The organism is Streptomyces sp. MS19 (assembly GCF_047200595.1).
GTDB lineage: Bacteria > Actinomycetota > Actinomycetes > Streptomycetales > Streptomycetaceae > Streptomyces.
Genome location: NZ_JBJZOH010000013.1, coordinates 128,789 through 141,828 on the forward strand (window position 1 = coordinate 128,789; position 13,040 = coordinate 141,828).

At 72.1% G+C, this 13,040-nt stretch carries 12 protein-coding genes; 2 read left to right on the forward strand and 10 right to left on the reverse strand.

The window, feature by feature from the left end; genetic code table 11:
• Genes ACL02R_RS15865 through ACL02R_RS15895 form a run of 7 tightly spaced genes read right to left on the reverse strand, consistent with a single transcriptional unit; the run spans position 1 to position 6,651 of the window.
• A complete protein-coding gene (locus tag ACL02R_RS15865) occupies positions 1 to 849 on the reverse strand; it encodes a phytanoyl-CoA dioxygenase family protein (protein ID WP_412797543.1) in 849 nt (282 codons plus the stop codon).
• Between the two features lie 47 nt (positions 850 to 896).
• Complete coding sequence (locus ACL02R_RS15870) at positions 897 to 2,243, reverse strand: glycosyltransferase (RefSeq protein ID WP_412797544.1); 1,347 nt, start codon at positions 2,241 to 2,243, stop codon at positions 897 to 899.
• A gap of 21 nt (positions 2,244 to 2,264) precedes the next feature.
• Complete coding sequence (locus ACL02R_RS15875; RefSeq protein WP_412797545.1) at positions 2,265 to 3,362, reverse strand: MFS transporter; 1,098 nt, start codon at positions 3,360 to 3,362, stop codon at positions 2,265 to 2,267.
• A 31-nt stretch (positions 3,363 to 3,393) separates the two neighbouring features.
• The gene (locus tag ACL02R_RS15880) at positions 3,394 to 4,029 is read right to left on the reverse strand and encodes an SIS domain-containing protein (protein ID WP_412797546.1); all 636 of its coding nucleotides are present in this window, start codon (positions 4,027 to 4,029) and stop codon (positions 3,394 to 3,396) included.
• Positions 4,026 to 4,826, reverse strand: coding sequence for a hypothetical protein (locus ACL02R_RS15885; protein ID WP_412797547.1), 801 nt, complete (start codon positions 4,824 to 4,826; stop codon positions 4,026 to 4,028). The genes ACL02R_RS15880 and ACL02R_RS15885 overlap by 4 nt, the downstream gene beginning before the upstream one ends.
• A gap of 5 nt (positions 4,827 to 4,831) precedes the next feature.
• Complete coding sequence (locus ACL02R_RS15890) at positions 4,832 to 5,770, reverse strand: transketolase family protein (RefSeq protein ID WP_412797548.1); 939 nt, start codon at positions 5,768 to 5,770, stop codon at positions 4,832 to 4,834.
• On the reverse strand, positions 5,767 to 6,651 hold the full coding sequence (locus tag ACL02R_RS15895) for a transketolase (RefSeq protein WP_412797549.1): 885 nt from the start codon (positions 6,649 to 6,651) through the stop codon (positions 5,767 to 5,769). Before ACL02R_RS15895 ends, ACL02R_RS15890 begins: the two co-directional genes overlap by 4 nt.
• A 748-nt stretch (positions 6,652 to 7,399) precedes the next feature.
• On the opposite strand from ACL02R_RS15895, the gene crcB reads away from it, so the two are divergent.
• Together crcB and ACL02R_RS15905 are read left to right on the forward strand one after the other, a co-directional pair.
• Positions 7,400 to 7,882 carry a fluoride efflux transporter CrcB gene (gene crcB, locus ACL02R_RS15900; RefSeq protein ID WP_412797550.1) on the forward strand — a complete coding sequence of 161 codons (483 nt, stop codon included), beginning with the start codon at positions 7,400 to 7,402 and terminating at the stop codon, positions 7,880 to 7,882.
• Entirely contained in the window at positions 7,879 to 8,235 is a 357-nt protein-coding gene (locus ACL02R_RS15905) for a fluoride efflux transporter FluC (RefSeq protein ID WP_412797551.1), read from the forward strand. Before crcB ends, ACL02R_RS15905 begins: the two co-directional genes overlap by 4 nt.
• 10 nt (positions 8,236 to 8,245) lie before the next feature.
• On the opposite strand, the gene ACL02R_RS15910 is transcribed toward ACL02R_RS15905, so the two are convergent.
• From ACL02R_RS15910 to ACL02R_RS15920, 3 genes are all read right to left on the reverse strand, one after another.
• Positions 8,246 to 9,235: a ParA family protein gene (locus tag ACL02R_RS15910; RefSeq protein ID WP_412797552.1), complete on the reverse strand. Its 990-nt coding sequence runs from the start codon at positions 9,233 to 9,235 to the stop codon at positions 8,246 to 8,248.
• A complete protein-coding gene (locus ACL02R_RS15915; protein ID WP_412797553.1) occupies positions 9,232 to 10,431 on the reverse strand; it encodes an ATP-binding protein in 1,200 nt (399 codons plus the stop codon). Before ACL02R_RS15915 ends, ACL02R_RS15910 begins: the two co-directional genes overlap by 4 nt.
• Positions 10,432 to 10,516: 85 nt before the next feature.
• Positions 10,517 to 13,039, reverse strand: coding sequence for an FtsX-like permease family protein (locus ACL02R_RS15920; RefSeq protein ID WP_412797554.1), 2,523 nt, complete (start codon positions 13,037 to 13,039; stop codon positions 10,517 to 10,519).
• Position 13,040 lies beyond the last annotated feature (1 nt).

The following is a 13,040-nucleotide window of genomic DNA, read 5'->3' on the forward strand; positions in this document are numbered from 1 at the left end:
TCAGCCCTGGCCCGGCCGGGCGCCGCCGGGCCGGCGGGCGCCGACGTAGTTCTGTCCCGCGCCGCGGTTGGCGACCAGTTCGGGGCTGGGCGTGGACGGGTCGGCGTAGACGTTGCCCGCGCGGTCGGTGCCGCGGGCGAGGTAGATCTGGTGCCGGTCGCCGACCTCCTCGTGGTTGAACCGCACGTCGGTGCTGATGTAGCGCATGGTGAAGCCGCAGCGGCGCCTGGCGCTGACGTTGGCCTCGCTGCCGTGGACGAGCGTGGCGGAGTGGATGCTGCACTCGTTGGGGCGCAGGCGGAGGGGGACGGCCTGGGCCGGGTCCACGCTGTCGGGGTCGAGTTCCTCGTCGAAGACGCTGGTGGGGTCGGTCGTCGGGCGGTAGCGCCTGGCGCCGGGGGCGTGGCTGCCGGGGACGACGCGCATGCAGCCGTTCTCCTCGTCCACGGGGTCGAGCGCGAGCCAGACGGTGACGGCCTTGGCGGCGGGGATGATGGTCTCCCGCCAGTAGTAGGCGTCGTCGTGCCACGGGACGCTCTTGCCGTCCCCGGCGGGCTTGCAGAAGAAGTGCGCGGAGAAGAGCGCGATGTCCGGGCCGATGATCTGCTCGACCAGGTCGAGGACGCCCGGGTCCAGTAACCAGTCGAACAGCCGGGTGTCGGTGAAGTGCGGGACGTCCATGTCCTCGGGGCGCATGCCGCCCGGGAGGTTCACGAGCTTGTCCTCGAAGTGGGCGCGCAGCTGGTCGAACTTCTCCCGCGGGAGCAGCTGCGGGACGGTCAGGTAGCCGTTGCGCTCGTAGAAGCGCAGGTCTTCCTCGGTGAGGCGGGTGCTTGTCGCGATGGTCATGGGGCCTCCTGTCGCTGTGTCGGTTTCCGTGTCGGTTTCTGTGTGGGTCAGGTCAGCAGCAGTCCGGTGACGGCCAGCAGGTCGCTGTCCGGCAGGTACGCGCCGTGCACGCGGGCGCGCGCCCGGCGGCCGAGCGCGGCGCCGTCAACCGCGCCGCCGGTCACGTCCGTGACCAGCCGGGCGAACGCCGCCAGGTCGCCGGGGTCGTCGAGGAGCAGGCCGGTACGGCCGTGGTCGATCTGGTCGGCGATGCCGCCGACGGCGCTGCCGACGACCGGGCGGGCCTTCCACATGGCCTCGGTGACCGTGAGTCCGAAGCCCTCGGCAAGGCTCTTCTGCACCACGGCGTCAGCGGCGCGCTGGGCGGCGTTGACCAGGCGCGCGTTGTCGTCCAGGTCGCGCATGGGGAGGCAGACGAGGCGGGTACGGCGGCGGACGTCCCGGGGCAGGGCCGTCCACGCGGCGCGGCACACCTCGAACCAGTGGGCCTGCTCGATGTCGTCGGGTATGGACGCGGGGTCGGGGCCGATGAGGGCGAGGTGCGCGTCGGGGACGGCGGCGAAGCCGGTGAGCACGGCGTGCATGTCCTTCAGCCGGTCCCAGCGCGACACCTGGACGACGAGGGGCGCGGCGGGGTCGCGCGGGCCGTCGGCGAGGACGTAGCCGGGGGCGTCGCCCGGCCCGAGGCCGCAGCGTTCGAGGAGGGCGGGCAGCCGGTCGGCGGGCAGCGGCTCGTTCTTCGGGGCGAACGGCCACAGCACCGGGGGGATGACGGCCGCGCGGTGGTGGGCCAGCTCCTCGGGGATGTGCTGCCGCACGGAGAAGACGACGCCGTCCGCCTTCTCCAGCAGCGGCGCGAGGGCGGCCCACGCCTCCCGCGAGCCGGGCGTCGGCGCGTCCACGCCCACGTGGCAGCGCCAGTGGACACCTGCGGTGACGCTGCTCAGGCCGGGGACGAGCCCGGCGGTCTGGTGGTCGTGCAGGAGGAGGACGTCGGCGGGGCCGAGGACGGTCCGCAGGCGTTCGGCCTCGGCGGCCAGGTGCCGCGTGTAGCCGTCCAGGTCGCCGGGGCGCAGGCGGTCGGCGTCCTGGACGCTGCCGTAGGCGAGGTTGCCGAGGCGCTTGGTGGTGTCGAAGAACGCCGGGTCGCCGTCCACCACCGCCCAGCGCGCGGGGACGCCGAGCGCGCGGTAGAAGGGGACCAGGACGTGCAGCATCTCGGCCACCCCGCCGCCGGCCGCGGTGGAGTTGACGTGCCACAGGGTGCCGCCGTCCAGGCGGCGGCGCAGCCGGCGGGCGGCGTCCTGGAGCCGGTCCGCGCGGTCGGGTCCGATCAGGGTGAGGAACGCGTCCCGTGTCGCCGGGGGCATGGCCGGGGTGTCGATGACATGCATGGGAGTCCTTGCCTTGGCCGGTCAGAAGATGAGGAGGCGGCCCACGAGCCAGGGGAAGAACATCGCGCCGACGCTGGCCGTGCACAGGCACACGGCGCTGGCCTTGCCGCTCACGCCGACGCGCTTCTCCAGCAGGGTGAACGCCGAGGGGAACACGGGCGCCATGAACAGGCCGAACACCACCGTGCCGACGGCGACCGAGCCCAGCGTCGGCGCGCCGAGGCCGAAGAGCGCGGCCAGGACGGCGGCGCTGCCCGCGAACGCGGCGGTCAGCAGCCGTTCGGGGGCGTACCGGCCCGCGAGGGGGGCCCACAGCAGCCGGCCCGCCGTGACGGCGATCCAGAAGAGCGCCGTGAAGTAGGCGGCGTCGGCGGTCTCGTGGGTGAGGCCGCGGTCCGCCACGTAGGTGGGGATCCAGCCCGCGAAGCTGATCTCCGCGCCCACGTAGAGGAACAGCATCGCGGCCACCAGCGGCAGCACCCACGCCTGCCGGGTGTCGCCGCCGTCGCCCGTACGGGGCCGGTCGACGGTGACGGTCGGTCCCGGCAGCATCCGCAGCAGCCACACGAGCAGGACCACGGCGAGCACCGCGCCCGCCCAGTACGCGGGCACCAGCTGTCCGGTGGCGCGCAGGGAGAGGGCGATGGCCACGGGCATCAGGAGCGAGCCGAGGCCGAGGAAGAAGTCCGCGACGTTCATGAACGGACCGACGGTGCCGCGCCGTTCACGTACCAGCAAGGTGTTCACAGTGACGATCAGGAACGTCTTGCACAGGCCGAGCGCCCACCACGCGGGCAGCATCACGGCGCGGCCGGTCAGCAGGGGCAGCGTCAGCATCAGCGCGATGAGGCACGCCAGCGCCAGCGCCGCCTGGAGGTGTGTGGGGAAGCGCCCCAGCAGCCAGCCGGCGAGCAGGGAGCCGCACACCGAGCCGAACGAGTCCACCGTGAACAGCAGACTCAGATCGGCCGGTGTGCCGCCCGAACGCTCGGCCAGGACGAGGAGCGAGGGCCCCAGCATGGCGGAGAGGACCCCCACCAGCGTGAAGCAGAGGAAGTAGGCCGTCGTCTGCGAGGTGACGCCCTTCGTCACCGATGGCGGCGATGGTGCGGTCGCCACGTTCTCCACGCGCGTTCCCCTCCGGTGTCCGTCAGGCGGCCGCGCCCACGCGGGCCTTGAGCAGGCCGACGAGGATGTGGTTGACCGACAGCGCCATGTCCTCGAAGTGGAAGTTGTTGTCGTTGGCGCCGGTCTGGCCGGGGAACGCCGAGGTGCCCGGCACGACGAGGCAGACGTCGGCCAGCTCCCGGCAGCGCCCGCCGTTCCCCTTGGTCATCGCGAACGTGCGCGCCCCGGCGTCGCGTGCCACGGTGAGGGCGCGGACGACGTTGGGCGAGTTGCCGCTGCCGGAGAACGCCATGACCAGGTCGCGTCCGCCGACGAACGGCGCCAGGGCGGCGGCGAACATCTCGTCGGCCCCCAGGTCGTTGACCAGCCCGGTGAGTTCGGACGGGGAGCCGCAGAGGCTGACGAACCGCAGCCTGCGCACGCTGTCCGGCAGCGGGCGGGACTTGTCCTCGCTGACGAAGGGGTGGTGGGTGAAGTCGCAGAGGAAGTGGTCGAGGGTGCCCGCGTTGCCGCCGTTCGCCATGGCGTAGACGGTGCCGCCGCTGTCGTACGTCTCGAACAGCATCGCGGCCACCTGGTCGAGCTGCTCGACCGGGAAGTTCTCCATGACCTTCTGCTGCTCGGCGAGGTAGAGGCGGATCAGTTCCGCGCTGCTCACCTGGCCCCCTCGTGCTCGCTGTCGATGCGGCCGTCGCCCCGGCCGGTGTCGTCCTGCCAGCGGATGACGTCGTCGAGTTCGCTGGTGGACACCTCGACGGAGGTGTACGTGCGCTGCGCGATCACCCGGTGCAGGATGTCCGGCGCCGAGGACCAGCCCGTGCGCGGGCCGTGCAGGGCGGCGGGGATGCGGGCGGGGTCGACGGCCTCGGTCGTGTCGGCGGGGGCCCGCAGGCCGTTGAGGACCTTCGCCTCGCCCTCGACCACGTAGTTCGTCTCGGCCTTGAAGCGGTGCGACTGGAGGGAGGACTGGTGTCCGGCGGTCATGTGGATCTGCTTGACCGCGTAGGGCGGGCCGTCGAGGTTGGCCGTGTACCAGATCTCGTGGCCCCACGGCTTGTCCACCGTGTAGTCGGAGGCGTCCCGGCAGGCGGGGGGCGGGGCGGCGGTGTCGAGGAGGGCCGCGGCGTCGTCGGCCTCGCGGACGGTCCCGGCCCGGGTGCCGGCCTCGATGACCAGCGCCTCGGTGTCGCCGCGGTTGACGAGCCGGTACACGCTGCCGGGCGGGGCGTGCCAGCCGGTGAACGCGCCGTACCGCGTCGTGCTCACCTCCCCGGGGGCCGCGGCGGCCTCCAGTTCCACGGCGCCGCCGATGACGATGTGGGTGCGCAGGTCGTCGGGGTGGCGGCGGAACGGGGTGGTCCCGCCCGCGGGCAGGGACAGCTCGGTGAAGACGTAGCGGTGACCGGTCGCGTCGCCGACCAGGTCCCGGACGGTCGAAGTGGTGGATGGCGGCACGGGTCTCACACTCCCAGGGCGGCGAGGGAATCGGCGAAGGCGCGGATGTGGCCGGTGACGGCCGGGGTGTCGAGCCGGTAGCGGGCGTAGAGGTCCTCGGGGGAGGCGGCCTGCCCGTAGTCGGGGACGCCCCAGGACGAGAAGCGGGGCGGCCGGTCGGCCTCCAGGAGGATGCGGCCCACCTCGTCGGCCAGGCCGCCGGTGACGTAGTGGTCCTCGATGACGAGGACGCCGCGGTGGGAGTCACCGAGGGCGCGCACGGCGTCGCGGTCGGCGGGGAGGGACGACAGGTTGACCACGGTGGGGTGGATGCCGTGCCCGGCCAGGCCTTCGAGGCTGTCGAGCACCGCCTCCACGACGCCGCCCATGGTGACCACGGCGATGTCCTCGCCGGTGCGGAGCACGTCGGGCCTGCCGAAGACGAAGCGGTGTCCCGGCTCGTGGAACTCGCGCTGGGGCTGGCGGCACAGCCGCAGGTAGGTGGGGCGGCGGTGGCCGGCGATGTACTCCAGCATGGCCCGTGTCTCGGCCCCGTCCGCCGGGTGGAGGATCTCCAGGTTGGGCAGGGTGCGCATGACGGCGATGTCGCGCAGGCCCATCTGGGTCGGGCCGTCCTTGCCGATGGCGAGTCCGGCGTGGGTGCCGACGAGGACCACGCCCGCGTCGTTGAGGCCGACCGACTGGAAGATCTCCAGATATTTTCCGGTCAGGAAGTGCCCGAAGCTCGCCACGAACGGTCGGAACCCCTCCTGGGCCAGTCCCGACGCGACGCCGATGGCGTTTGCCTCAGCGATTCCGCATTCGAAGAAGCGATCGGGGAAGTGGTCCCTGAAAGCCAGGGTCTTGGTCGCCGAACCGAGGTCGCAGTTCACTACGACGACATTGTCACGCGCGTCGCCGAGTTCCGTCAGGGCCGCGCCGAACCAGTCTCTCGTGGCCTTCATCGGGCCACCTTCAAATAGCGCAGGCTTTCTTCCAGTTCATCGGGTTTCAACAGCCCGCTGTGGGAGCCGTCGAGCAAGGGGGCGCGGTCCGGGCCGAGATGGCCCTTCTGCGTGTGCGCGATGACGGCCGTGGGGCGGCGGTGTTCGCGGCGGGCGGCGGAAAACGCCTGCCGCAGCTCCTCATGGGAATGTCCGTTCACCTCTCGGACGGACCAGCGGAAAGCCGTGAGTTTCTCCGCGAGGGAGTCGAGTGGGAGGGTCGATTCGACCGTGCCGTCGCTCTGGCGGCCGTTGGCGTCGACGACCAGGGTGAGGTTGGAGACGCCGCGCGCCCCGGCGTACATCGCCCCCTCCCACACCTGGCCTTCCTGGCACTCGCCGTCGCCCGCCAGGCAGTAGACGTGCCCGCCGCCGTCGCGCAGCCGCCGGCCCTGGGCCCGTCCGATCGCCACCGAAAGGCCCTGCCCCAGCGCGCCGGTGCTGACGTCGACGAACTCGCAGCGCGCGCGGTCGGGGTGGCCCTGCAACGGGCTGTCCAGCGTGCGGAGGGTGGACACGAGCCCCGCGTCGAGGTCGCCGCCGACGAGGAGGGCGGCGTACCAGGCGGGCGCCGCGTGCCCCTTGGACAGGACGAACACGTCCCGCCCCGGGCCACGGGACCAGCGCATCTGGTCGAACCGGAGCACGGCCATCACGTCGACGGCGGACAGCGAGGAGCCGATGTGGCCCGAGCCCGCGTCGTGGATCATGCGCAGCACGGCGGCACGCATACGCCTGGATAAGCTCTCGATATTCAGGACTTCTGGATCTTCCAGCTCGGCCTGAATGGCGAGGTCATCGCCGATTCTTCCGATACTGGACGCCGAAAGAGAATGCGTCATCAGATTCGTCTTCCCTGGGATTGAGTTCCTATGGCACGCGGTCTTCGGTACCACGCCATTTTCACGGGATCTTCGCGAGATCCCAGAAGGGTGCACCGCTCGCACAAGAGGCGGTCACCGGCTCATCCGGAAACGAGTACGTGAGCTCCATGCCAACTCTTCCGCAGGATCAGATCTCCTTCAACAGCCGGATGACAGGTTGACCAGAAGGCGGCGTGAGAATTTTCGGGGAATGCCCGGGTTTTTCACGGAGCCGTGTCGCGGCATTCGTCCGGCGAGCGGCCGGGTATCGGACAATTTCCCTTCCCGGCGGACGTGTTCTCCGGTCCCGGATGTGCGGGGAGCAGCGGATGGTACGGGTGGGGAGGAAGGGGCTCAGCCGCTTTCCGATGCGGTCGCGAACCACCCGGCGTGCCGAGCTCCGCCGGCGCTGTCAGACCCGTACGCCATGATCGGTGGCGGACGCCGAGGGGGCGTCCGGTGGGGAACCGGGGGGCTGGACCATGGACACCGAGGGGGAAGGGAACCGGGCGCCGCGGGACCGGCGGTGCGCCGGTGCGGCGTCCCGCGCCCCGCCCCGTGTATGACAGCGGAGCGGGCGCTTGGCTACCCTGGACCACGCGACCGGCGCGTCCGGCCGTACGGCGGTGGGGCCCGCCGTACCCGAACCGCGGCACCGTCGCCGACAACGGTCCCTGCCTGGTCCATCCGCGCGCCCGCGCGCGCCCAGCAGGCAGGAGAACGCCCCGTGAACGACCAGCCCGACCGCCCCGGCACCCCGCACTCGCCCATCGACCCGGACGCGGCGCCCACACCGGGCCGCAGCGAGGCCCAGGTCCTCGCCGCCATCGCGGTGGGCGGGGCGATCGGCGCCTGCGCGCGCTACGGCGCCGGGCTGCTGTGGCCGGTGCGCAGCGGCGCCTTCCCCTGGACCACCTTCGCGGTCAACCTCACGGGCTGCGCCGCAATGGGCGTCCTGATGGTGCTCGTCACCGAGCGCTTCACCACACACCGGCTCCTGCGCCCGTTCCTCGGCACCGGCGTACTGGGCGGCTACACGACGTTCTCCACGTACGCGACCGACGCCCGGCACCTCCTGTCCGACGGCCACACGGTGACGGCGGTCCTCTACCTGGCCGCGACCGTCGCGGGCGCCGTCACCGCCGTCCTGGCCGCCGCGCGCCTGACCCGCCGCCTCGCCGGCCTGCCCTCGGGACGGAGGCACGCGTGAACTGGCTGCTGGTGATCGCCGGGGCGCTGATCGGCGCGCCCCTGCGCTACCTCACCGACCGCGCCGTCCAGACCCGCCTCGGGACGCTCTTCCCGTGGGGCACGTTCACGGTCAACATGCTGGCCTGCGCCGCGCTCGGCTTCGTCAGCGCGGCGGCGGTCCCGGCCGACGTCGAGCACTTCCTCGGCCCCGGCGTGTGCGCGTCCTACAGCACCTACTCGACGTTCTCGTGGGAGACACTGCGCCTCGCCGAAACCGGCACCCCCCTGCGCGCGACGGCCAACACCCTGGCCTCCCCCCTGGTCGGCCTGACAGCGGCCTTCCTCGGCACCGCACTCGCCCACGCCCTCTGATGCTTCATGGTCAGCGCTCCCCCACCGCCTGTTCCGCCCGCCGGAGCACGGCGTCGGCGAGTGCGCTGAACTCACGGTGGCAGGTGCGCACGTACCTCTCCGTACTGCCGAGCGCGCCGTCGGCAGCCCTGAGGTCGAACATGGGCTTACGGGCATCACGTGCGAGCCGTGCCAGGCTGCGGTAGTTGCGCAGGGCAGCGATCTGGTGGCCGTCGTCCCCAGCGGAACCGGCCGGGGGGCGTTCTCCGAGGACGGCGGACGCGTACGCGCCCGGGATGCGCGCGTACCACTCCGCGTAACGCTCGGCGGGCCTGTCAAGGCGCGGCTCGGGGCGCATCAGTACGTAGCCCAGAGGCGTCATGTTTCCTTCGGGCACGACGGTACCAGGAGGCATCCGCGGCAGGACGAGACGCTGCCACGCATGACGCCACCGCCGGAGGGCGGGACCGAGGACGTCCAGTCCCTGGAGCGAGAAGATGTCGGCGGCCAGCGGCGTCAGAACGGTGTCCGCCGCGACGAGGGCGGCGCGGGCGATCGCGCCGAGATGCGGACCGACATCGATGAGGACGACGTCCGCGCCCACCGATCCGGCCGCCCGTGTGATCAGCTGGTGGAACGCCGTGATGGTGCGGACCGCAGCAATGTCTCCGTTGAAGGCGGCGGACCACTGGTGGGACAGCCGTTCCTCGGCACGCGCCAGCCGGAGGCTTCCCGGGAGGAGCCACAGTCCGGGGCGCAGGAGGGTCGGCGGCACCGGGGCGGCGTCACCCGTGCCGTCGAGGGGAGGGCGCACACCAGTGGCGACCGTCCACGGCGCGGTGCCGGACCAGAGCTCCTCGATCTCGTCCTCGTCCAGGCACAGGGCGGTGAGCTCTGCCTGCGGGTCGAGGTCCACGGCGAGGACTGCCGCGCCCTGACGGCTGAGCATGTGCGCCAGGTGGTACAGGAGAGTCGTCGTCCCGACACCCGCCTTGCCGTTGCACAGCGCGATGGAGATCATGCCGCTCTCCGGACGGTCACGGCCCAGGAGGCGGAGTCGATCCTGAACTCGGCGGGCGGGCTGCCGTTGCGTTCCAGCACCTTGCGGACGCGGCCGATGCCGCGCCCGAAGCGGTTGACGTATCCGAGGCCCTTGAGCGCGGCGGCCAGCGACGGGTTGCGGTAGTCGGTGACGCGGTCGAAGTTGTCGTCGCGCACCTGCCCGAAGGGGCCGCCCGGATTGGTGACCTCGATCCGGTCCTCGAACCAGACGATGCGCGTCGGCGCGTAGGAGGTCTCGTAGTTGCGGTGCATGAGGGCGTTCATGCAGATCTCCCGCAGGGCCTCGATCGGATAGTCGGGGCGCGGGGTCTCCTGGAAGCCGTCCCCGGTGACGCGGGTGCGGATGTTGCTGCGCAGCAGGGGTTCGAGCCGGGTGGCGGCGCCGATGAGGTTCTGGCGGATCTCCTGTTCGTCGGCGATCGGCGCGTCGAGATCCGTCCCGTCGTACCGCACGAACTGGAGGTACGCGCCGGGAATGTGCCCGGACGGATCGAGGCCGACCGCCAGCAGCCCCAGCACGGTCGGATGGCCGTCCGGAGTGGCCAGGTGGAGGGAGGAGAGCTGCACGGGAAGCGAGCGTCCGTTCTCCTCGATCACGTCGGGATCGACCAGCGAGGGCAGGTAGGAGCGCCGGAACAGGTCGATGTCGAGGTCGTCCTGGCCGGAGCGGGGGACGGGCCGTGTGTCGAACGGTCCGTCGTTGGCGCGCCGCCGTTCCGAGAGGACCCGCTCGTCCTCGCGACTGGCCCGGCGGGTGGTCGGTCCTGGACGTACCCAGACGACCCCCTCGAAGCGGACGGGCGGCGTGGCGGACGCCTCGACACGCAGGCGGACGACCGGGCGGCCCCGGAAGCGGGCGACCTCGGCGGTGAACGAGGGCCGGTCCAGGATGCGCCCGTCGTCCCGCAGGTCGGTCAGGGCGAGCAGTGCGCGGTCGCTGACGTCCACGCCGTCCACGGGCTGCCCGTCGTCGTCCACCCCGATGAGGATGTCGCCGCCGCCCTTGCCCGCGAGGTCGTTGGCCATCGCGCAGACGGCCTGCCCGATGACGTCCCCGCGCCTGCCTTCACGCCTGGCCGTGCGCTTGAACTCCAGAGTGGTCGTCTCGCGGGTGCCCAGGACGTCCGCAAGGTCGTGGTCGCTCACGCGGCACATTGTCTCAGCCGTGACAAAGTCCGGGCATGCGACGAGCCGCCCCCGGGGTGGGGGCGGCTCGTCGGGGTCGGGCGGGGGGGGGGCGTCAGTCGGTCGCGATGGCGTTGAGGACGTTCATGCGGCTTGCGCGGATCGCAGGGAAGAGGGCGGCCAGCAGGCCGACCAGTGCGGAGCCGAGGAAGACGACCACGATCGTCGGCCACGGGATCTCCAGCACGTCCATCCCCTCCAGCGCCATCAGCTGCTGGCCCGTCACGCCCCACGCCATGCCCAGGCCGAGGCCGAGCAGCGCGCCGAACAGGGCGATGGCGACGGATTCCAGGCGGATCATGCGGCGCAGCTGGCGGCGCGAGAGGCCGATGGCCCGCATGAGGCCGATCTCGCGCGTCCGCTCCACCACCGACAGGGCCAGGGTGTTCACGACGCCGAGGATGGCCACGATGATGGCGAGCGCGAGCAGGCCGTAGACCATGTTGAGCAGCCCGCCGATCTGGCTCTGGAGCATCTCCTTGAACTCGGCCCGGTCCATGACCTCCATCTGCGGGTACGGGTCGAGAGCCGCGTCCAGGCCCGCCGCGACGGCGTCCTCCTGGCCGTCCTCCGCGGTGGCGAAGAGGAAGATGGGCAGCGCCAGCGCCTCCGCCGGGACGTACTGCCCGGCCGTGGCGAGCGAGACGTACCAGGCGCCGACGAGCGCGCTGTCCGGGGAGACGATCGCGCGGATCGTGAGGGTGGCCGTGTCGCCGTCCTCGAAGGCGACGTCCAGCGTGTCACCGAGGGCCAGGCCCTCCTCGGTGGCGAAGTCGCTGTCCACGGAGATGCTGTCGGGTCCGAGCGCGTCGGCCATGGAGCCGTCGAGGACGTCGAGCGCGACGTCGTCGTTCCAGGTGTCGGGGACGGCGCCGATCCTGGAGTCCGTCTCCGTGCCGTCCGGCGCGGTGACGTCCACCTCGATGTCGCGGTACGGGGTGAGGCGTGCGATGCCGTCCACGTCCTCGACGGCCCGCTGGATGTCCTCGGTGATCGGCGACATCACCGTGGGCTGCACGATGTAGTCGGCGCCGAGCGAGCGGTCGATCTCGTCGGTGGCGGAGGCGACCATGGACGTGCCGACGACGGACAGGCCCACGACCAGGGCCAGGCCGATCATCAGCGCGGAGGCGGTGGCGCCGGTGCGGCGCGGGTTGCGCAGCGCGTTGCGTTCGGCGAGGCGGCCGACCGGGCCGAAGACGCGGAGCAGGACCGCCGCGATGCACCGGACGACGAGGCCGACCAGCGCCGGGCCGACGAGGATCAGCCCGAGCAGGCTGAGCAGCACGCCGAGAGCGAGGAGGCCGCCGCCCGCCGCCGCCTCGTCCTGCGCCGCCGCGGCGGCCAGCGAGGCGAGTCCCGCGAGGCTCAGGACGGCGCCGATCGCCGCCCTGACCCGGTTCGCCCTGACGTCGCCCGGCATGCCGGCGTCCCGCAGCGCGGCCATGGGGCTGATGCGGGCCGCGCGGCGCGCCGGGACGTACGCGGCGAGCAGCGTGACCACGACGCCGAGGACGAGGCCGATGACCGGCACGCTCGGGTCGATCGTCAGGTCGCCGGTGCTCAGCTCCACGCCGATGGCGCTCATGAGGGCCATCAGCCCGACCGCGACGCCGACGCCCGCGCCGAAGCCGACGACGGAGCCGACGACGCCGAGGAGCAGCGCCTCGGTGAGCACGGACCTGTTGATCTGGCGGCGGCTCGACCCGAGGGCCCGGAGCAGGCCGATCTCGCGGGTGCGCTGCGCGACGAGCATCGAGAACGTGTTGACGATCAAAAAGATCCCGACCAGCAGGGCGATCCCCGCGAAGCCGAGCAGGACCCATTCGAGGATCGAGAGGACCTCGCCGATCGAGTCGCGGTTCTCCTCGACGAACTCGTCGGCCGTCTGGAGCTTGTACGCGTCGGCGCCGATCGCGTCGCCGACCGCCGCCTTGAGCTGCTCGTCGGTGACAGCGCCGGTGGAGTCGACGTACAGGGACGTGTACGCGTCCTGGCCGCCGAGGAGGAGGGCGCGGGCCGTGTCGAGGTCGATGTAGAGGAGGGAGGCGCCCGGGTTGGTGACGGTGAACGCCGCGATGCCGGAGACGGTGAAGTCCTGGTCGCCGCCGACCGTGACGAGGCGCACGCGGTCGCCTGTGCCGAGGTCGCGGTTCTCGGCGGTGTCGGCGTCGATCATGATGTCGCCCGGCCCGGCGGGCGGGGTGCCCTCGGTGATCTCCATGGACCGCAGTTCGATGTCGGACCAGGTGGAGACGATGGTGGGGGCGCCGGTGGTGGGGCCGACGTTCTCGTTGTCCTCGTCCACCGCGACCGCGCTGGTGGAGACGACGGTGCCGGTGACGCGGTCCACGCCCTCGACGCCGGCGATCTCGTCGGCGAGGGAGGCGGGCAGGGTGTCGGGGACGCCGGTGGCGGGCCCCTCGTCGTCGAACATGCCGCCCTCGCCGTCCTCGGCCGCCGGGGCGACCATGACGTTGGAGGCGGTGTCGGCGAAGAGCTTGTCGAACGTCGTGTTCATCGTCGCCGTGAAGACGAGCGTGCCGCAGACGAAGGCGACGGACAGGACGACCGCCATG